This window comes from Paenibacillus qinlingensis (assembly GCF_013204845.1).
In the GTDB taxonomy this organism is placed as follows: Bacteria; Bacillota; Bacilli; order Paenibacillales; family NBRC-103111; genus Paenibacillus_E; species Paenibacillus_E qinlingensis.
Map to the genome: position 1 here is coordinate 12379 of NZ_JABMKY010000004.1, position 19045 is coordinate 31423.

Annotated in this window: 19 protein-coding genes and 1 other annotated feature; of the genes, 11 read left to right on the forward strand and 8 right to left on the reverse strand. The window is 47.2% G+C overall.

Annotated features, from left to right (window positions below; translation table 11 throughout):
* Nucleotides 1-52: 52 nt before the first annotated feature.
* The 3 genes from HQN88_RS09735 to HQN88_RS09745 all read right to left on the reverse strand — a co-directional run bounded on the left by HQN88_RS09735 (nucleotide 53) and on the right by HQN88_RS09745 (nucleotide 3178).
* Nucleotides 53-1009 carry a D-2-hydroxyacid dehydrogenase gene (locus HQN88_RS09735; RefSeq protein ID WP_173110535.1) on the reverse strand — a complete coding sequence of 319 codons (957 nt, stop codon included), beginning with the start codon at nucleotides 1007-1009 and terminating at the stop codon, nucleotides 53-55.
* Between the two features lie 42 nt (nucleotides 1010-1051).
* Nucleotides 1052-2062, reverse strand: a complete 1011-nt coding sequence (locus HQN88_RS09740; protein WP_173110537.1) for an RluA family pseudouridine synthase — start codon at nucleotides 2060-2062, stop codon at nucleotides 1052-1054.
* A gap of 90 nt (nucleotides 2063-2152) precedes the next feature.
* The gene (locus HQN88_RS09745) at nucleotides 2153-3178 is read right to left on the reverse strand and encodes a LacI family DNA-binding transcriptional regulator (RefSeq protein ID WP_173110539.1); all 1026 of its coding nucleotides are present in this window, start codon (nucleotides 3176-3178) and stop codon (nucleotides 2153-2155) included.
* Between the two features lie 158 nt (nucleotides 3179-3336).
* On the opposite strand from HQN88_RS09745, the gene HQN88_RS09750 reads away from it, so the two are divergent.
* From HQN88_RS09750 to HQN88_RS09770, 5 genes are all read left to right on the forward strand, one after another.
* The gene (locus HQN88_RS09750; protein WP_173110541.1) at nucleotides 3337-4680 is read left to right on the forward strand and encodes an FAD-dependent oxidoreductase; all 1344 of its coding nucleotides are present in this window, start codon (nucleotides 3337-3339) and stop codon (nucleotides 4678-4680) included.
* Nucleotides 4681-5003: 323 nt separating this feature from the next.
* Nucleotides 5004-5228: a hypothetical protein gene (locus HQN88_RS09755; RefSeq protein ID WP_173110543.1), complete on the forward strand. Its 225-nt coding sequence runs from the start codon at nucleotides 5004-5006 to the stop codon at nucleotides 5226-5228.
* A 166-nt stretch (nucleotides 5229-5394) separates the two neighbouring features.
* The gene (locus HQN88_RS09760) at nucleotides 5395-7158 is read left to right on the forward strand and encodes a B12-binding domain-containing radical SAM protein (RefSeq protein WP_173110545.1); all 1764 of its coding nucleotides are present in this window, start codon (nucleotides 5395-5397) and stop codon (nucleotides 7156-7158) included.
* Between the two features lie 120 nt (nucleotides 7159-7278).
* Entirely contained in the window at nucleotides 7279-7704 is a 426-nt protein-coding gene (locus HQN88_RS09765; protein WP_173110547.1) for a pyridoxamine 5'-phosphate oxidase family protein, read from the forward strand.
* Between the two features lie 153 nt (nucleotides 7705-7857).
* A complete protein-coding gene (locus HQN88_RS09770; RefSeq protein ID WP_173110549.1) occupies nucleotides 7858-9360 on the forward strand; it encodes an IMP dehydrogenase in 1503 nt (500 codons plus the stop codon).
* A gap of 84 nt (nucleotides 9361-9444) precedes the next feature.
* Here the strand turns inward: HQN88_RS09770 and HQN88_RS09775 are convergent, their stop codons facing one another.
* The 3 genes from HQN88_RS09775 to mnmL all read right to left on the reverse strand — a co-directional run bounded on the left by HQN88_RS09775 (nucleotide 9445) and on the right by mnmL (nucleotide 12202).
* The gene (locus HQN88_RS09775; RefSeq protein WP_246320152.1) at nucleotides 9445-10410 is read right to left on the reverse strand and encodes a type I phosphomannose isomerase catalytic subunit; all 966 of its coding nucleotides are present in this window, start codon (nucleotides 10408-10410) and stop codon (nucleotides 9445-9447) included.
* A 72-nt stretch (nucleotides 10411-10482) separates the two neighbouring features.
* Nucleotides 10483-11055, reverse strand: coding sequence for a tRNA 5-(aminomethyl)-2-thiouridylate-methyltransferase MnmM (gene mnmM / locus HQN88_RS09780; protein ID WP_173110551.1), 573 nt, complete (start codon nucleotides 11053-11055; stop codon nucleotides 10483-10485).
* Between the two features lie 187 nt (nucleotides 11056-11242).
* Nucleotides 11243-12202 carry a tRNA modification radical SAM protein MnmL/YtqA gene (gene mnmL, locus HQN88_RS09785; RefSeq protein WP_173110553.1) on the reverse strand — a complete coding sequence of 320 codons (960 nt, stop codon included), beginning with the start codon at nucleotides 12200-12202 and terminating at the stop codon, nucleotides 11243-11245.
* A gap of 216 nt (nucleotides 12203-12418) precedes the next feature.
* Here mnmL and HQN88_RS09790 point away from each other — a divergent pair, with 216 nt between their 5' ends.
* Complete coding sequence (locus HQN88_RS09790) at nucleotides 12419-13051, forward strand: WGxxGxxG family protein (protein WP_173110555.1); 633 nt, start codon at nucleotides 12419-12421, stop codon at nucleotides 13049-13051.
* Between the two features lie 148 nt (nucleotides 13052-13199).
* The gene (trmB, locus tag HQN88_RS09795; RefSeq protein WP_173110557.1) at nucleotides 13200-13964 is read left to right on the forward strand and encodes a tRNA (guanosine(46)-N7)-methyltransferase TrmB; all 765 of its coding nucleotides are present in this window, start codon (nucleotides 13200-13202) and stop codon (nucleotides 13962-13964) included.
* 62 nt (nucleotides 13965-14026) lie between these two features.
* On the opposite strand, the gene HQN88_RS09800 is transcribed toward trmB, so the two are convergent.
* Both HQN88_RS09800 and HQN88_RS09805 read right to left on the reverse strand, forming a co-directional pair.
* The gene (locus tag HQN88_RS09800; RefSeq protein WP_420794135.1) at nucleotides 14027-15142 is read right to left on the reverse strand and encodes an MGDG synthase family glycosyltransferase; all 1116 of its coding nucleotides are present in this window, start codon (nucleotides 15140-15142) and stop codon (nucleotides 14027-14029) included.
* Between the two features lie 15 nt (nucleotides 15143-15157).
* Nucleotides 15158-15691 carry a phosphatase PAP2 family protein gene (locus HQN88_RS09805; protein WP_173110561.1) on the reverse strand — a complete coding sequence of 178 codons (534 nt, stop codon included), beginning with the start codon at nucleotides 15689-15691 and terminating at the stop codon, nucleotides 15158-15160.
* Between the two features lie 688 nt (nucleotides 15692-16379).
* On the opposite strand from HQN88_RS09805, the gene HQN88_RS09810 reads away from it, so the two are divergent.
* The 4 genes from HQN88_RS09810 to rplT all read left to right on the forward strand — a co-directional run bounded on the left by HQN88_RS09810 (nucleotide 16380) and on the right by rplT (nucleotide 18992).
* A complete protein-coding gene (locus HQN88_RS09810) occupies nucleotides 16380-17615 on the forward strand; it encodes a glycosyltransferase family 2 protein (protein ID WP_173110563.1) in 1236 nt (411 codons plus the stop codon).
* A 29-nt stretch (nucleotides 17616-17644) separates the two neighbouring features.
* Nucleotides 17645-17788 (forward strand) — a sequence feature (ribosomal protein L20 leader region).
* A gap of 52 nt (nucleotides 17789-17840) precedes the next feature.
* Nucleotides 17841-18341: a translation initiation factor IF-3 gene (gene infC, locus HQN88_RS09815; protein WP_056609101.1), complete on the forward strand. Its 501-nt coding sequence runs from the start codon at nucleotides 17841-17843 to the stop codon at nucleotides 18339-18341.
* 31 nt (nucleotides 18342-18372) lie between these two features.
* Nucleotides 18373-18576, forward strand: a complete 204-nt coding sequence (gene rpmI / locus HQN88_RS09820) for a 50S ribosomal protein L35 (RefSeq protein WP_028553997.1) — start codon at nucleotides 18373-18375, stop codon at nucleotides 18574-18576.
* A 56-nt stretch (nucleotides 18577-18632) separates the two neighbouring features.
* Nucleotides 18633-18992 carry a 50S ribosomal protein L20 gene (rplT, locus tag HQN88_RS09825; protein ID WP_028553998.1) on the forward strand — a complete coding sequence of 120 codons (360 nt, stop codon included), beginning with the start codon at nucleotides 18633-18635 and terminating at the stop codon, nucleotides 18990-18992.
* Nucleotides 18993-19045: the final 53 nt, after the last annotated feature.

Consider the following 19045-nt stretch of genomic DNA (forward strand, 5'->3'; position numbering starts at 1 on the left):
GGACTGCCGCCAAAGCTTCGAATTCACGAACCTTGGCGGCAGTCCTTTATTGCTATCCGATCACATTCACCGGCAGACCCTCTACAAAACTCCGCGCATTACTGCTCGCAACGGCCATCAACCTAGCTCTCGCTTCTTTCGTTGCCCATGCGATATGCGGGGTAATAATCACGTTCTGCGCATGCAGCAAGGGATTATCCGTCTTTGGCGGTTCAACCGTCAGCACGTCAAGCCCCGCACCAGCGAGGCGGCCTTCGTTCAAAGCTTGCGCCACATCCGCTTCGTTAAGCAATCCACCTCTGGCTGTATTAATCAGAATGGCCGACGGTTTCATCCTAGCAATCCGTTCTGCATTGATCAGCTCATTCGTAGCTGGGGTCAGCGGACAATGCAAGCTTACAACATCAGCACGCTGCAGCAACTCCTCCAGCGATACCCATTCTATGCCTTCCACCGGTTGTGGCACACTTCGTCCGCTATTTGTCGCAATGACCTTCATGCCCATCGCCCCAGCAATGAGCGCCGTTTGTTTGCCAATTTGGCCAAGACCGATCAGTCCCATCGTTTGGCCACTTAGCTCAACAAGAGGGGAGACACTGTAGCTGAAATTAATCGATCCAGCCCAATCTCCTTGAAGCACACTGTCACTATGGCGCTGCACCCGATGGCAGAATTCTAATAGGAGTGCAAAAACCAACTGAGCAACCGAATGCGTACTATATGCGGGCACATTAGTAACAATAACCCCCTGAGCCTTCGCGGCTTGGATATCCACAATATTGTAGCCAGTCGCCAAAACACCGACATATCTTAGTTTAGGCAGTTGTCTCAGAGTGCCAGCGGAGAGAGGCGTTTTGTTCGTTAACACGATGTCAGCATGTACGGCGCGTTCTACAATCTCGGACTCAGATGTACGTTCATAGACCGTCAACTCGCCTAACGCTTGGAAACCACTCCAGTCCAGATCGCCTGGATTTAACGTATAGCCATCAAGTACAACAATGTTCATCACTTTGCTCCTTTTGTTGGTTTACCCAATCCTTTACAAACTTTACTTCTTAACACCAGGCTCTTTAAAAGGGTTCAAAAACACCTTCGGAATATGCGTCTCAAAACGCATTAACGTGCCTGTCGTCGGGTGCAAAAAGGCGAGCACACGCGCATGCAGACCCAGTCGATTGATCTCTTTTGATTTGGATCCGTACTTTTTATCCCCAGCAACGGGGTGCCCGATATCCTGCATATGAACGCGGATCTGGTTTTTGCGGCCGGTCTCCAAATTCACCTCAAGCAGAGAGAAGCTCTTGTTCGCTTGCAGCGTTTTGTAATGCGTGACCGCATGCTGTCCGTCGTTCGGATACGGTGTGGAGAACATTTTGAGCGATTTGGCGTGCTCCTTGAGCCAGGAAGAAATCGTTCCTTCAGGCTTACGCACCATGCCTTCCACTAGAGCAACATATGTCCGCTCCTTGACACTCTCTTGCCATGTGTTCTGTAGGTGCTGCTGTGCCTGTTCGTTTTTGGCAAACATCATCACACCTGATGTGTCCCGATCTAGGCGATGAACGACAAAAATCCGTGCCTTCGGGTCATGATTCCGCACATGCGCCGTAAGTTGGCGATAGGCCGTAATTTGATTTTCCTGCGTATCCGTTGCAATGGATAGAAGGCCAGCATCCTTTTGAATGACAATAACATCGTGATCTTCATGTAAAATCGTCATCCCGGCTAGCGGGATATCTTCCACAACTTTGTCTTTGTTGATCGTGACTATCATTTCCGGTTGCAAAGGGTGATTATAAGCCGTTACTGCTTTGCCATTCACGGCGACTTGTCCACGAGCGAGGATAGCTTTAACCGCATTTCGCCCTAGACTTGATAGCTTTTCCAACAAAAAGGGCAGAAGCTCAGTAGGTTCCTTCACTGTATACTGGCGAGTGCTCGACTCCTGACCACCTTTAGCAGTACCTGCTTGTGTTGATTGGATTTGTGCTTTATTCGTTCCAAATTTCGGTTTATGGCTGGGGCTTCCTTTTGGACGTGAACCTTGTTTCTTTTGCATATTAAAAATTCCTCCTAGTACGATGGCTTACCTTCCGGTCAGATCATTCGACCTCCAATATACCACGTTCATAAAAGCAAATGAAATGATCTACAGCTTCTGAATCGTACTCCCCGTGAAAAAATCCCCCTGCAGCCGCACATGCTCAAAAGGTAAATGCGGATTCGCAATCCGCCATAGCATGCGATCGGCTGCGCGATAACCGGTCTCACGAATCGGCAGCTGAGGGCGAGAACAGAGCGGCAGCGTATCGCTTTGCTCATTCAACAGCGCAACCAGCGAGCACTGCTGTGGCACGTTCACGCCTAATCGACGAAGTGTATGGTACACAGGCGCAGCTTCCTCATCGATGCCGCAAATCACAGCCGTTGGCTGACGCAGCTCATATTTCTGCTGGAAATCCTGCAACCACCCCTCCGACCCATCTCGCTCTATCGCGTGTTCACTAGGATCCACCATCACACCAGCCTCTTTCATCGCTTCGGTGAAAGCCTGCCACCGGATAACGAATCCGCGTTGATCCTTCGTATCACCTACATAAAGAATGTTCCTGTGGCCCATTCGAACTAACCTTCGCACCGCCTGATAAACCGCCTCGTACACATCCCAAATTACACTATCGACCTTGGACTCCGGCGGCGGAAAATTCAACAAAATCCGCGGGAGCTGCACCTCTAACAGTTTTTGCTCCAAGAGATCCCAATTCATCCGCGGTGCGATAAACACCCCCTCCGCATATAACAAACCTTCGTCCTCAGCCCAGTCTTCAAATTGTGATGGCTTTAATTTAGGCGGAATGAGAAGTGGTTGTACCGTGTGGCCAAACTCCATGAAACGTTCATGCAAGCCTTGCAGCAGCAAGCGGTTGAAGTTCAAAGATTGTTTATTCTGGACGAGCACGAACCTGCGCTGCACGACGGGATATGGTGAAATGAGATCTTGCTGAAGTGTTTGTTTCTGATCTTTGGTCATGTAGCCAAGCTCGCGCGCGAGCTTGAAGACTTCACTTCGTGTCTGCTCTGACATACCAGGCAGTCCGCGCAGCGCCTTGGACACCGTTTGTATCGTTAAACCGAGCTGAGCGGCTAAATCGTGGAGTGTAATTCTTTTTCGCATACGTCTGAGATGCCCCTTTTCTGACTGCCTTCTGTACCTCTAATTTTAAACTAAAGTTAAACTAAAAAGAAGGTTAATTTTAAACTACACTAAGAGAGAAGCAAGCAACTGAGAGACAAGTAAACTTACCAACAATGAAGCTAAGGGAGCGAAATCAGATGATCAAACAGATAGAAGCAGATGTGGTAGTAGTAGGTGGAGGTCCAGCGGGTGTCAATGCGGCGATTGCAGCAGGGAGAAGTGGGGCCAAAACCGTTTTGATCGAGAAATACGGCTTTATTGGCGGCATGTCGACGGCAGCGCTTGTGTATCCTTGGATGACGTTTCATACAACAGATGGCAAACAAGTCATTGCGGGGCTCGCGCAAGAAATTATTGACCGCCTTATGGCGATGAACGCATCCCCGGGACATCTTCGGGATACCGTTGGGTTCGTGAATACGATCACACCTTATCACCCTGAAATATACAAAGTTCTTGCTGTCGATATGCTCAAAGAAGCGGGTGTTAAGCTGCTTTTCCATAGTTTTGTCGATCATGTGGAGACCGTGGACAATCGCATTCAATCCGTTCAGTTGACATCCAAATCCGGCCGAATTGATGTAAGAGGCAAAGTATTCATCGACACAACAGGTGATGCTGATCTCGCGTATCTGTCTGGTGCGCCATGCCTCAAAGGGCGTGATGGGGATAAAGCCACACAGCCAATGACGATGAAATTCAGAATGCGCGGTGTGAATTTGCCTGCAGTGAAACAATACATGATTGACCATCCAGACGAGTTTTATAAAAAGACGCCTTTCTCCGAGCTCGCTGATCTCCCTCTTTCTGGAGTACTCGGCTATTTTAAACACTGGAAGGAAGCGAACCTTCCGATTAATCGTGATCAAGTACTGTTCTTCACAGGTCCTGAGGATGACGAAGTACTGGTCAATACTACGCGTGTGCAGGGGCTGGATGGCACCAATGTGGAGGATTTGACAGAGGCCGAGGAGCTTGGGCGCAAACAGGTGTTGATGGTTGCTGAATTTATGCGCAATAACTTGCCAGGCTTCGAAAAAGCCTCCATCTCCAACGTTGGCGCGCAAATTGGTATCCGTGAAACGCGCCGGATCGATGGCCAGTATGCGCTGCAAGTGGAGGATGTCGTGCAGGGGCGTCATTTTGATGACGTTATCGCACGCAGCGGCTATCCGATCGACATCCACGATCCGTCTGGCAAAGGCGTAACGGCAGCTTGGGTCGAAGGGGACGGTGCCTACGACATCCCGTACCGCTGCCTGCTGCCGCAAAAAATCGAAAACCTGCTCACCGCAGGTCGCTGCATCTCGACTACGCATGAAGCGCTCGCAACGACGCGCCTCACGCCTAGCTGCATGGCTACGGGCCAAGCTGCAGGCTCCGCTGCTGGACTCGCTGTGAAGCACGGCGTGCTGCCAGCTGAGATTAACGTCGCCGAGCTGCAAGCCGTCCTCGAGAAGGACGGAGCTTTGTTGAAGTAAGCATTGCTTGCGTGCTTTGACGCTCTAGCCCGTTCAAATTAGCATGAAAACATACAGTTAAACTCCTGCATTTTTGCCACATAATCATATTATATGGAAAACCTCCAGCTATTTTTCGGGTTCCTAGCGCTTTTGCGTAAAATCCCCGAAATTAACGGGAGTTTTTCCATTTATTTTCCATTCTCAAGCGAGAAATGTGAATTTAGCTGTAGATTTTCCAGTTAATCCAGTGTCAGGACGGTACGGAGGTTGGGCACTCGCATACACCCACGCAAATCAGGGAACACTAGCACGTACATATCCAACGTGAGAGGTGGTTTCCTATGCTTTTATACCAATTAACGCAATGGTTCGAAGAACGTACCACTCTACAACAAGCGCTGCAACGTGAACCGGCAGAATCCGCTGGCGAAATCAGCCAGAGAATCCAAGAAGTCGAGCAGCAACTTTATTCCCACGCCGAACGCTGGAAAAATGCCATTGAAGAAGCATCCTACCTGCAATTCCCGTATGAAGTCCCGCATTTGGACGACGACATGGTTCTTTAACAGTCTGTTATTTGTATAAATGCCACTAAAGTCGTCCCGCATGGGAGGGCTTTCCTTTGTATTTCAACCGTTTTCGTGTAGAATTAGTGGAGGTAGTTCAAAAAGTCCATTTTTGAACACGAATTAGAAGGCACGATAACCCAGAATAGAACGAGGTTTTTTTCATATGAACGTACTTTTATCCACACTGAACGCCAAATTCATTCATACCTCCTTGGCCTTACGCTATCTCAAAGCGTTCTGCGAGAAGGATTTTGATGTTGAAATAACCGAATATACAATTAAAGATCCCGTTATGAATGTGGTCTCTGACATTTATCAGAAGGCGCCAGACGTGCTGGGCTTTTCCTGCTACATATGGAACATCGAAGAGACGATCAACATTATCAAAATGATCAAAAAAATCCGTCCCGAGCTCATCATCGTCCTTGGTGGACCTGAGGTTTCTTACGACACGGACTACTGGATGGAGCGCATCCCTGAGGTTGATTTCATCGTCATGGGCGAAGGGGAAGAGACCTTCCACCAATTGCTGACAGAGATCTCGACAACACGCAAATACCACTTCGTCTACGGCGTTGCCTACCGCAAAGAGCAAGAAGTGATTCTGATGCCGGGCAGGCCGAAGCTGAAGCTGGATGATATCCCGTCACCGCATCGCTTCAAGGAAGATCTTCCGAGCCTAGCGAACCGTGTGGTCTACTTCGAGACGAGCCGCGGCTGTCCGTTCTCTTGCCAATTCTGCCTGTCGAGCATCGAGGTGGGTGTGCGGTATTTTGACATGGAGCGAACTAAGTCAGACCTGCTTTACCTTATCGACTCAGGAGCAAAGCTGATCAAATTCGTAGATCGTACGTTTAATATTAAACGGGATTATGCGATGGAAATCTTTGAATTCCTTATTCAAAATCACCGTGGCACCGTGTTCCAGTTCGAGATTACGGCGGACATTATGCGTCCTGAAGTGCTTGATTATTTGGCTGAAAATGCTCCTCCGGGTACGTTCCGTTTCGAGATCGGCGTGCAATCGACGAATGATACGACGAATGACCTCGTGCAGCGGAGACAGAACTTCTTCAAGCTGAGCCGCACCGTGTCTAAGGTGAAAAACAGTCTCAAAATCGATCAGCATCTCGATCTGATTGCCGGGTTGCCGGAAGAGGATTATAACTCGTTCCGTAAGACGTTTAATGACGTTTTCGAGCTAGGGCCGGAAGAGCTGCAACTTGGCTTCCTCAAAATGCTGCGCGGAACAGGCATGCGAAAAGATGCCGATAAATTCGGCTATATTTATATGGATCACGCCCCTTACGAGATTCTCGGCAACGACATCCTGCCGTTCACTGACTTGATTCGCATCAAGCGCGTGGAGGATGTGCTCGAGAAATATTGGAACGCTCACCGGATGGATCATACGGTGAAGCACTTGATCGCCAATGAATTCGCGTCGGCGTTCGACTTCTTCCAAGAGTTCGGCGACTTCTGGGAAGGCCGCGGCTGGCAGAAGATCGGGCATCAGCTCGAGGATTTGTTCACTCGCTTACGCGAGTTCCTGCTGCATCGCGGAACTACGAACATGCACATCATCGAAGGCTTGATGAAGCTAGACTACTTCCTCGGCCATAAATATAAGCCGCGCAAAATCTGGTGGGACTTCACCTTGGAGAAGTCCGAACAGAATGCGTACCTCAAGCTGGTTGCGGAGCAGCCTGAGCTCGTCAGCGGAGACTTCCAGAGCCTCCGTATCAATGAGAAAGACCTGCACAAGCATGCTATGCTTGAGGTCTTGCCGTTCGCTTTGCAGACGTACCTGCAAAGCGGCCACATCGACGAAAGCAGCAAGGAGCTGCTTGTCGTGCACTTCCCGCCGGACGCGCAGAAGCCGGCGTCCTACTATACGATGCCGCTGCAGCAGCTGGCAACGATCTAACCCCAAATCCCTTTCACGCCTAGCGTGAAGGGGATTTTTTCGCATGTACCGATTGAACACGCGCCCATATGGGTAATCTAGGGTAGGTCAAGCAGTTTGATACTGAGAGGAGAGCTAACTATGATCGAAACCCAAAAGACACAACTCGAAGAACAAATCATTGGCGTGCTGAACGCTAACCAGGTGTGCTCCTTTGCAACGATTGACGGTAACAAGCCTAAGGTGCGCTACATGGCCTTGTTTCACGAAGGGTTGGAAATCTATTTAACGACGAGTAAGAAAACAGATAAGGTTGAGGAACTCCAAGAAAATCCCCATGTGCACATTCTTGTGGGGTATGACGGCAAGTCTACGCCGAACATTTTGCAAATCCAAGCTACGGCTAAGATCTCTTCGGATAATGCCCTTCGCGAGAAGTTATGGAATGATGATATGAAAGAGTGGTTTGACGGGCCGCACGATCCTAACTATGTGGTTATGGACATTTCTCCGTCCTATATTGAATATTCGAGTAAGGGTTCTGAACCCCAAATTTGGAAGAAATAACGCCGTATCGTAGTCGACTGAACATTTCCCTAAAAAATCCATTGACCACAGGTAAGGTTCAGTGATAAGATTATAAAAATTTACCTATGGATCAATTAAAGGAGAGGCTTTGAGCTACACTCAAAGATCCCTATATTAGGAGGAAAATGTAAAGTGGCTACGTATTATATGGAACCATCGCGTACGTTTAGTGAGTTTCTGTTGATTCCTAATCTAACGACGAAGGATTGTACACCGGCAAATGTTAAGCTGAAGACCCCGCTAGTCAAGTTTAATAAGGGTGAGGAGCCAGCAATCTCCCTGAATATCCCGTTTTCTTCTGCTGTCATGCAAGCCGTATCCGATGATGGAATGGCTATTGCACTGGCGCGTAGTGGCGGGATTTCCTTTATTTTCGGCTCTCAGTCGATCGAAGAGCAAGCACAGATGGTGCGCAAGGTAAAAGGGTACAAGGCTGGTTTCGTCGTAAGCCGCTCCAACCTGAAACCTGAGCAGTCCCTTAGTGATGTGCTAGCTTTGAAAGAAGAAACAGGGCACTCTACTGTTGCGATCACCGATGATGGCACAGCGAACGGAAAATTGCTAGGGATCGTGACAGGCCGTGACTATCGCAGAAGCCGCGATCCGTTAGAGCGTACAATTTCGGAGTTCATGACACCTTTCGAGAAATTAATTTATGGTAAATCGGGTATTTCGCTTTCGGAAGCTAACAACCTAATCTGGGATCATAAGCTGAACTGCTTGCCAATTGTGGATGACAATGGGAATTTGGATACGCTCGTTTTCCGCAAAGATTACGATGAGCACAAAGAGAACCCGATGGAACTGCTTGATAAGAATAAGAGTTACATTGTCGGCGCTGGGATCAACACGAAGGATTATACGGAGAGAGTTCCTGCGCTTGTTGAGGCCGGCGTTGACATTCTCGTGATCGATTCCTCTGACGGTTACAGTGAATGGCAGCATGAGACAGTACAGTATGTGAAACAGAATTTTGATGTGAAAATTGGTGCAGGTAACGTTGTTGATCGCGAAGGTTTCCGCTACCTTGTTGAGTCGGGTGCTGACTTTATTAAAGTAGGGATCGGCGGCGGTTCCATCTGTATCACACGGGAACAAAAGGGTATTGGCCGCGGTCAAGCTTCCTCCGTGATGGAGGTTGTTGAAGCGAGAGATGAGTACTTCAGAGAAACGGGTACGTATATTCCGATCTGTTCCGATGGTGGTATCGTACACGACTACCATGTGACCCTTGCTTTGGCGATGGGTGCTGACTTCGTGATGTTGGGCAGATATTTTGCTCGTTTCGATGAGAGCCCAACTAGAAAGCTTAAAGTCGGTAACAATTTCGTGAAAGAATATTGGGGCGAAGGCTCGAACCGTGCCCGCAACTGGCAGCGTTATGACACTGGCGGCAAAAGCAAGCTTCTATTCGAAGAAGGCGTTGATTCCTACGTTCCTTATGCGGGAAGTTTGCAAGAAAACTTGGACAAGACGCTGGGTAAAATCAAATCCACGATGTGTAATTGTGGTTCATTGACCCTCGACGAGTTGAAACAGAATGCAAGAATTGCACTCGTATCCGCAACAAGCTTGGTCGAAGGCGGAGCGCATGACGTAATTCTTAAAGAAAGCAGCCTTTCGGAAGAAGGATAGCAGCGATAAATAAAAAGCTCTCTGACAGTGCCCATCAACCGCGGCTGCTATCAGAGAGCTTTTTTTATTATAATTAGTTTCTTCCTATGGCAAATAACTGCGAATCACTGTCATATTGCCCTCGAGTGAGTAGCTGCCCAAATCAGCTGGAAGCAAGAAACAGTCCCCTGGCTTCGTCGCGATTTGACCGTCAGCCCATTGCAGCGTCCCGTTGCCGTCTGCGATCACAAGGATCACGAAGCTATCCGGGGTAGTCGTAAGCTCCCATTGCGGCCCTACAAGACCCTTTTCAACGGTGAAAAAAGGAGAGGATGCGAGCGTCAGCCATGTGCCTGCTTCTGCTAAGTCTGTTTTCATGCGCGTGGATCCTGAACCTTCGTACGCAATCACATTGAGGGAATCCTCGATGTGCAATTCACGCAGTTTTCCGTCCAAACCTGGGCGGTTGTAATCATATAAACGATACGTTGTATCTGAGTTTTGTTGAATTTCTGCTACAAGTACACCCGCGCCAAGCGCGTGAACCGTACCTGCAGGTATGTAGAAAGAATCTCCGGCTTCGACAGGAACTTCTTGTAAGCAATCCATAATGCGGTTATCCGCAATCGCTTCTGCAAGGCTTTCCCGTGTTACGCCTTCTTTCATGCCGTATATAATTTTGGCGCCAGGCTTCGCATCAAGAATGTACCACATTTCTGTTTTGCCAAGTTCACCAGCCGCGAGGTTTTCATAGTGATCGTTAGGATGAACCTGAACAGATAGATCGTCTTCGCAATCTAGCAATTTTATTAAGAGTGGAAAACGGCCGTTTTTCTCGGAAAATCCTTTGGTACCGAACAATGTTTTGCCGTATTTCTCACGAATTTCGTCTAGTCCTAAGCCAGCTAATTCGCCGTTAATGACTTTCGTTGTTCCGTTCGGGTGATCGCCGATCATCCAGCCTTCACCGATTGCACCTTCCGGCAGCTCAAAGCCGAAACGTTCGAGGGTTCTGCCTCCCCAAACGCGTTCTTTCATTTCAGGTTGAAATTGTAACGGGTATGATTTCAAAACAATCCCTACTTTCCCCTAGTCTATTCTATCATTCTGTCTTTTATACCACTCTAGCATTATATCATGCGGCTATCTTTTTTCTAGAGCCAAGAGATACGGCGCGGAGGCGCTCCGATTGGCAAATTGATACCGCAGCACTTGAAACGCTGCGAGTGGCAAGCTCTCCGCCCAGCGTTCCACCGCTGCGGCTTCTTCGGAGCCACCATCGTGGCCGCTGTACAGCACGATGGTCACGATTCCGCCTTTGCGCAGCAGGCGGAGGGCGGCTTCAAGAGCAGGAATCGTCGATGCCTGCTCGGTAATTATGGTTGTATCGGCTCCTGGCAGGTAGCCGAGATTGAAAGTGACCGCTGCGACCTTGCCGTGGCGGTCTTGCGGCACAGCCGCTTCCATGAGCGCATGGCTGCATAAGCTCATGTGAACTTGGGCGTCTGGCAGCTCTTTCGCCAGACGCAGGCCGGTTTGATCCAGCGCCGCCTGCTGGATATCGAAGCCGTAGACGCAGCCGCGAGCGCCTACGAGCTTCGCCATGAACAAGGCGTCCACGCCTGTGCCGAGCGTAGCATCGATAACGGTATCGCCAGGCCCGACGCGTTGTCCGATGAGCTGGTGTACATAACTCAGAACTGAAACAAATCCCATGTGTAGAGTGCCTCCCATGATTGCTTGCTAATCCATTTCTCGACAATTTCCCAGGAAATATGGAATGAAACATGGAACGAGAGGACGTCATTTGTATAGAATCTTGGCTGATGCGAAAGGATTATTTAGCAGCAAGTAGCGGATCCATGTTCCATATCACTCGCTCTAGCCCCCGCCATAGCGTTTATTAGCTTTCTTTCCCCGCCCAATACTTCCCTTGCCATGTATTTCGCTCCGTCAGCAATTTATCAAAAGCGTTCAACACTTCCCATTTCTTGAGGCTCCACATTGGTCCGATTAGTAGATCCCGCGGGGCATCTCCAGTGAGTCGGTGAACGATCATCTCAGGTGGCAGTATCTCCAAAGTATCCACGATCAACTTGACGTACTCATCTTTCTCCAAGAACTGCAACAAACCAGCTTCATACTGTTTCACCATCGGCGTTTTGCGCATGAGATGAAGCAAATGAATTTTGATGCCTTGCACATCCATCTGTGCGACAGCTTTCCCTGTATCTAGCATCATCTCGTGCGTTTCTCCAGGTAAGCCATAAATAATGTGCGCACACACGCGAATATTATGTTTGCGCAACTTTGCTACTGCATCCAAATAACATTGCGTATCATGAGCACGATTGATCAGCACGGAAGTGGATTCATGCACGGTTTGCAGACCCATTTCCACCCATAAATAGGTACGCTGATTTAATTCAGCTAGATATTCAATGACATCATCTGGCAAGCAGTCTGGCCGCGTAGCGATAGATAAGCCGACCACGCCAGGCTGTTTTAAAATCTCTTCATAATACTCTCGCAGTTCTTCTACTGGCGCATAGGTGTTCGTGTATGCCTGAAAATAGCCAATGTAATTGGCTTCGGGCCATTTTTGATGCTGAAGATCGCGGATCTTATTAAATTGTGTGACAAGATCGTCGCGGCGACTTCCAGCGAAATCTCCTGATCCACGTGCACTGCAGAAGGTACATCCGCCTGTTGCAATCTTGCCGTCGCGATTAGGACATGTGAAACCAGCATCCAGCATGACTTTGAATACTTTACCGCCTAGATTCTCGCGCATTTCATAATTCCATGTATGGAAACGTTTATCTCCCCAAAGCTGAGGTGATTCCTGAATCATTGTAGACATAGGACATGTATCCTTTCTTTCTGTTGCTTCTCCATAAACACTGTGAGAAGTCCTTGGAAACCGTGTTGTCGATTATTTTGTTTCAACCTATATTGTAGCGAAATTTACTCATGAAAGCGACCCCTGCCTTTCCAACAAGTCCCCCAATAAAACCTCTCCTAAGCGAGCATGATAACCTTGCACCACAATTACGAGCTGAGAGGGGAAATGGACTACATGAAAAAGTTTCGTACGATAACTTTGGCGGTAGCACTGACAACAGCTTTAAGTATGGGGGCAGCAGGGGTTCAGGCAACGCATATGGATACAGGAAATGCGGGCGGAACGGGATCGGGATCACCAATTGGGACATTGGGGACTACGACATCAACGGGCTATACGGGAAGCAACTATGATGCTACTTCACCAGGAATGGGGCTTGGGACAGGCATCAGCTCACAAAATTTTAGTGGAAATGGAACGAACGGTATTTATAATGGGAATTTAACCACTCCCAATACGTATTCTGGTTATGGGACACCTGGGAGAGGCACTGGCGTAATGGACCATATGAACGGTTATGGGACGACGCCGGTTGAAAAAGGGGCTAACGCGCTTGAGAGAGGCGTAGAACGCGGAGCTAATGCGGTTGAACGAGGTGTCGATCGCAGTGCAAACATGGTGGATAGAATGAGTACGAAAAGCCTATCTACTACTTCACCAAGCACTAATGGTAATTCATATCGCGCTTATGCAACAACGGATACTAATAATAATGGCAGTAATTGGGGCTGGTTGGGTCTAGTAGGATTATTGGGCTTAGCGGGACTACGAAGCAATAATAGTAAAAGAGACGAAAGCTACAAATAAATATCTTCTAAGAGCGAAGCACCTTCCATTATGGAGGGTGTTTTCTTTCATTCTTCCATTCATCTACTAGAGGAAAGTTTTGATTTTTTTTATAGAATCGTCTATGATTTGTATTCGAAAGCATGTACGTGTAGGAGGCAAATGAATAATGCGTTTACGGGGCAGAAAAGGTATTAGAGAAGATATAGAACGTCAAAAAGAACTCGTTGTATTAAATGCCAAGGATTATAAGGGCAAATGGTCCGAGTTGTTCGGAAACAATAACCCGATTCATGCCGAGTTAGGGATGGGCAAAGGGCGCTTTATTAGTGAAATGAGCAAGAAATATCCGAACATCAACTTTATCGGTGTGGATATGTATGATGAATTGATTCGTAAGGCAAGTGAGAAAGCTAAGGTTGCACACGAAATTACCGTGGAGAATGAAGAAGATGCGGTGCTTAGTATTTCGAACTTAAGGTTGATGTTGTTCAATATCGAGCATATTGAAGAGGCGTTTGCTGAAGGTGAGCTAGAGCGCGTGTATTTGAATTTTAGTGATCCATGGCCGAAGAAGAAACATGCGCGTAGACGTCTAACGCATCCAGGTTTTGTTGCCAAATATCAACAAATTCTGAACGCCAAGGGTGAAATCCATTTAAAAACCGATTCGCAATCTTTATTCGAATTTTCATTGAATTCCTTTGCAGATATGGGTCTAAGAATGCGTAATATTTCGCTGAACCTTCACGTGGACGGCATTCATCCAGATCATGTGATGACAGAATACGAAACAAAATTCGCAGGACAAGGGATGAATATTCACCGTCTTGAAGTTGTAATTGGACAAGAAGCGCTGTCCACACATCAAGAGCAGTTGAAGCAAGCTGCTGCAACCGCATTAGCCGCTGAATCAAAAGAATCAGCCGAATAAGCTTCTAACAAAAACAGACTAATCCATGTTGCCAAATGAGCAGCAAGGATAGTCTGTTTTTTTTATCCTAACAGTTGGAGAATGACTTCTGAACCATCACCCGCAGGTAGGTGAGTTTTCTTATGCTGATTAGAAGCACGCTTGGCCTGCACATCTGCATAGCGGCTAGCCAGCATGGACAACCAATGAGAGATCGTGTCCGCGGACTGGATCGACTCTCCGAAACCATGTCTAGTAAAATAATGCACGTTTTCTTCCTCTTGGCCTGGAATGGGATCATAGAATAACATGGGAATCGATTTGGCCAGTCCTTCTGAACACGTCATTCCCCCAGGCTTCGTAACGAGCAGGTCGGAGACTTCCATCAACTTCCCAATCTCTTGTGTAAATCCGAGCAGGTGAATATGGGGATGCTGATATCGCGGATCTGCCGCCAGCTTCGAAATCGCCTTGTGGTTATGCCCTAAACAGAAAATAAACTGAATGCGGTCTCTCCACGTCAGTAAATGCTCGCTCAATGAATCGCCGCCGATGAGCCCCCAACCTCCCCCCATAACCAATACAGTAGGCCGCGAAGAGAGATTGAATTGCTGTCGAATCAAGGTCCGATCATGGACTTCTCTGAAGCTCGGATGTACGGGGATTCCCGTGATTTCGACATGCGCGGCCGCGATGCCATGTACGATGAGTTTATGTTTCACATCCTCGGAAGACACCATGTATTTATTCACCTCATGGCTGACCCATGTCCCATGAACATCGTAGTCAGTGATGACGGTGCATAGGGGAATATGCAGACCTGCCCTTTTCAGTCGAGAAACAACGACGCTGGGAAAAGGATGCGTACATACGATGGCTTGTGGTGCCCAATGGCTGATCATAGCTGCCGTTTGTGCATAGAAAATGCGATGAAGGGCCAGCTGCGTCAACGGATTCAGCGATTTCTGATATTGAGCACGGTACAAGCGGCCATACAATTTAGGCTGAACAGCAATGGTTTTCTTGTAAGCGCCGAGAATCCAGGGGGCTAACGTGGGGTGAAGGAAGGAACCGAGCTCCACAACACGGGTTTCAATTGTAGAGCAGCGCTGTTCTAAGCTGCTGGCCAGTGCAAATGCAGCTTGCGTATGGCCAGCGCCGAAGCCCTCCGATAGGATGAGCACTCTTCTTTTTCGCAATACATGTTCCATGATTTACCCCCAGAATGCGATTGTCACTACCGATACCGTCGTTCCAATCAAGCAACCAACGATACAATCCGATGGATAATGAAGTCCCAAGTAAATCCGCGACATACCGACAACAAAGGCAAGAGGGAGTAGTAGGAGTCCTAGCATGGGTAAAGCATACACGCAAGGAACGATAACCGAGAAAATAGCCGTAGTATGTCCAGAGGGGAAGGAGTGATCCGTCAGAGGGTTTTTATGTGTAATCGTTTGAGGATGAACAAGATAAGGACGAAGTCTAGGGTATCTCTTTTTCATAATGGCAACAGGAATATGGCTGATGGTTAAAGCCAGCAGTGCTTGAAGTCCAGCTACACGCAGCGAGCCTTGCCCAAAACAGGCCAAACATAATGAGACCATAATAGATGCTGTGGCACCGCCTAAATGGGTGATCTTCGTAAAAAATTGATCAAGGAAATGATGTTGGATCCGTTGATTGACGAAGTGGAATAGACGTGTTTCATGATCTTGAAGCCAATGGACAACTTTGCTGTTGCTCATGAGTAACCGCCTCCTTCTAACTTGGAAATGCTCTTTATCTTTATTGTACGGAAGGTTTATTAGTGGAGGATTAACTGGATGATAAATATTCATAAATTCCTTTTAATGTTGCACTAATCTGGCGTTAACATTTGTATGGTAGGATGGCAATTATCTGCGATCTGACTCAGGCTGGTTCATCGTATGTCTTGCTAGTGTTTCCGAATTTTGGAGCGGGTAACCTGCCGCAGCTATGGTTGATGATATGTCCTAATTGTGAACGACGGACTTTTACGGACTTTGTTATGCGAATGTTGTTATGGTGGTTAAAGCTATCCATTAACAGGGGATTTAAGCAAAAGTTGTCAGCGAATAGCTGGGTCCTTTATAATAAGGACGTCACCACATAGAAAAGGTAGTGTTCGTCTAAATGGTGAACTTTTGGTACACAATATATGAAAAACGATGAAAACAAGACATTTTCGACCCGATTTCAAGCGCATGCTCTATTCGGTGTGTGCGAACCTCCCAAATATCAAAGAACTGACGCTTTTTCGAAGTTTGCAGACTTTGACAAACAGGGGGAAAGAGAGGAAAATCAGAAACGATTGTTTCACCGTTAGTCTGTTAACATGAATGACCTGTACATAAAAGCACTAGGCATACAAAAAGATAGCTGACGTGCACACAAAAAGGGGGACTTTGCTTCATGCTAGACAAGATTATGCTTTCCGTTCAGGTCTTTTTGGCTTTGATCGGTGCGTATCAGTTGTTTTTAACGTTTTTTGGTTGGTATCGTCCCAAAAACAAAAAGATGTTTGCTCCACAGAAATCGTTTGCTGTATTGGTTGCTGCTCATAATGAGGAACAAGTTGTTGGGGCTTTGATCGAGAATCTAAAGACGTTAGATTATCCGAAAGAGCTCTATGATATCTTCGTAATTTGTGACAACTGTACAGATAATACGGCTGACATTGCCCGTCACCACGGGGTGTATGCGATGGAACGCCACAACCCGAACCTTAGAGGAAAAGGGTATGCGATCGAATGGATGCTCAAAGAGTTATGGAAGCGCGAGCGTCAGTACGATGGTATCGTGATGTTTGATGCGGATAACCTGGTTAGCCCAGATTATTTGATTCACATGAATAATGATCTGTGTTCAGGTTCCCGCGTGATCCAAGCTTATCTAGATACGAAAAATCCGAATGATTCATGGATCACAGGTTCGTTTGCGATCTCGTTCTTCTATGCGAACCGTTTTGTCCAAACGCCGCGTTCCAATTTAGGGCTTGCCAATTACCTTGGTGGGACGGGCATGTGCTTCGACTCCGCTTTGTTAAAGCAAGTAGGCTGGCGGGCAACAAGCTTGGTTGAGGATCTTGAGTTCTCCATGATGTGTGTGCAAATGGGGATTAAACCTACGTATAACTACGATACGCGTGTCTATGATGAAAAACCGTTAACGTTCAGTGCTTCTGCTAAGCAGCGTCTGCGTTGGATGCAAGGTCACTTTGAAGTGGCGAAGCGTTTCTTCTTCCCATTACTATGGCAAGGTATTAAGACAGGTAGCTGGGTGAAAATTGACGCGGCCATCTATTCGGCGAATGTATACAATTTCTTCTTCGGTGCCATTCTAACGGTTATGCTGTGGATTCAATCCATGACTTCTCACGGCACAGCTGATTCAGCACTGGTTCATGTCAACCCTGTGCTTATCAATTCAATCAGCTTGGCGATCTATGTGCTTCTTCCGATGGCGATGTTAGTTGAAAAGGCAAACAAGAAGACTTATAAGTACTTGCTGCTTTACCCGATTTTCATGCTGTCATGGTGGCCAATTACGTTCTATGCGTTCTTCACGCAAAACAACAAACAATGGAGTCACACAGAGCATACGCGTGTTATTCGGTTGGACGAAATGAAAAGTAAACAAGTGAGTTGACTTTTCTAGAATGAGATGATAATATGTTTCAAGTAAAGCAGAAGCGCCCGCTTCTCACCTGACTAACAAACGTTGGCTGGTTTGAATGAATCATCATGTATATTCAATAGGTTTGTCTTAAACCTGTTATTGATGAAGATGTGGGCCCACTGTGCCCGCATCTTTTTTATATTTGGAAGAGAGTTACATACTTTATGGAGGTGGAACACGATTAGCAAAGACCATATGATTAATGACGAGATTCGTGTGAAGGAAGTACGCCTTATTGGGGCGGATGGAGAACAACTTGGCATAACGCCAATTCGCGAAGCTCTTCAAATTGCACTTGACGCGAACCTTGATTTAGTAAACGTTGCACCGACGGCGAAGCCGCCTGTCTGCCGCATTATGGATTACGGCAAGTTCCGTTATGAAACGCAGAAGAAAGAAAAAGAAGCACGTAAGAATCAGAAGATTGTGGATATCAAAGAAATTCGCCTGAGTGCGACGATCGATGAACATGACTTCCAAACGAAGCTTCGTAATGCAGTTAAGTTTCTTGGTGAAGGCGATAAAGTCAAAGCTAGCGTTCGTTTCCGTGGTCGTGAAATTGCGCACTCGGAGATTGGTCGCAAAGTGCTTGAGCGCCTTGCTACAGAAACTGCTGAAATCTCCTCACAGGAGCGTGCTCCAAAGCTTGAGGGAAGAAGCATGATCATGATCTTAACGCCAAAAGCGACAACTTAGGCGAGTATACTAAATTAGGAGGAACAACAACATGCCGAAAATGAAAACACACAGCAGCCTGAAAGGCCGTTTCAAAATCACTGGCACAGGCAAAGTGATGAGATACAAACAAGGTAAGAACCACTTGCTTTCTGGTAAATCATCTAAGCAAAAACGCGTATTGTCCACGAACCCAACAATGGCTCCTGGCGATGTACGTCGTTTGCAACAACAACTGTCCCTTATCAAAGGTTAATTGTAACGTAGCATAATATTCGAACATCATTTATATATCCCAGGAGGTAGTTCACAATGGCAAGAGTCAAGGGCGGATTTATTCGCGCTCACCGTCGTAAGAAAATTTTGAAATTAGCAAAAGGTTATTTCGGTTCCAAACACCGTTTATTTAAAACAGCTAAAGAGCAAGTAATGAAGTCATTGGTATATGCATACCGTGACCGTCGTCAAACAAAACGTAACTTCCGTAGACTTTGGATTACTCGTATCAATGCAGGCGCTCGCCAAAACGGCTTGAGCTACAGCAAATTGATGCACGGCCTTAAATTGGCTGGTATCGAAGTTAACCGTAAAATCTTGGCTGACCTAGCTGTGAATGATTCCAAAGCGTTTAACGATTTGGCAACAGCTGCAAAAGCGAAAGTAAACGCGTAAGCGATGCACTTAAGAGCTTGTCCCCATCAGGGGGCAGGCTCTTTTTTCATCTT

Excerpts from the sequence above, each read along its gene's own strand:
- rpmI (WP_028553997.1), top strand. The coding sequence starts at position 18,373 with ATGCCGAAAATGAAAACACACAGCAGCCTGAAAGGCCGTTTCAAAATC.
- infC (WP_056609101.1), top strand. The coding sequence starts at position 17,841 with ATGATTAATGACGAGATTCGTGTGAAGGAAGTACGCCTTATTGGGGCG.
- trmB (WP_173110557.1), top strand. The coding sequence starts at position 13,200 with ATGCGTTTACGGGGCAGAAAAGGTATTAGAGAAGATATAGAACGTCAA.
- HQN88_RS09810 (WP_173110563.1), top strand. The coding sequence starts at position 16,380 with ATGCTAGACAAGATTATGCTTTCCGTTCAGGTCTTTTTGGCTTTGATC.
- HQN88_RS09735 (WP_173110535.1), bottom strand. The coding sequence starts at position 1,009 with ATGAACATTGTTGTACTTGATGGCTATACGTTAAATCCAGGCGATCTG.
- HQN88_RS09755 (WP_173110543.1), top strand. The coding sequence starts at position 5,004 with ATGCTTTTATACCAATTAACGCAATGGTTCGAAGAACGTACCACTCTA.
- HQN88_RS09765 (WP_173110547.1), top strand. The coding sequence starts at position 7,279 with ATGATCGAAACCCAAAAGACACAACTCGAAGAACAAATCATTGGCGTG.
- HQN88_RS09805 (WP_173110561.1), bottom strand. The coding sequence starts at position 15,691 with ATGAGCAACAGCAAAGTTGTCCATTGGCTTCAAGATCATGAAACACGT.
- HQN88_RS09790 (WP_173110555.1), top strand. The coding sequence starts at position 12,419 with ATGAAAAAGTTTCGTACGATAACTTTGGCGGTAGCACTGACAACAGCT.
- HQN88_RS09760 (WP_173110545.1), top strand. The coding sequence starts at position 5,395 with ATGAACGTACTTTTATCCACACTGAACGCCAAATTCATTCATACCTCC.
- HQN88_RS09750 (WP_173110541.1), top strand. The coding sequence starts at position 3,337 with ATGATCAAACAGATAGAAGCAGATGTGGTAGTAGTAGGTGGAGGTCCA.
- HQN88_RS09745 (WP_173110539.1), bottom strand. The coding sequence starts at position 3,178 with ATGCGAAAAAGAATTACACTCCACGATTTAGCCGCTCAGCTCGGTTTA.
- mnmL (WP_173110553.1), bottom strand. The coding sequence starts at position 12,202 with ATGTCTACAATGATTCAGGAATCACCTCAGCTTTGGGGAGATAAACGT.
- mnmM (WP_173110551.1), bottom strand. The coding sequence starts at position 11,055 with ATGGGATTTGTTTCAGTTCTGAGTTATGTACACCAGCTCATCGGACAA.
- HQN88_RS09740 (WP_173110537.1), bottom strand. The coding sequence starts at position 2,062 with ATGCAAAAGAAACAAGGTTCACGTCCAAAAGGAAGCCCCAGCCATAAA.
- rplT (WP_028553998.1), top strand. The coding sequence starts at position 18,633 with ATGGCAAGAGTCAAGGGCGGATTTATTCGCGCTCACCGTCGTAAGAAA.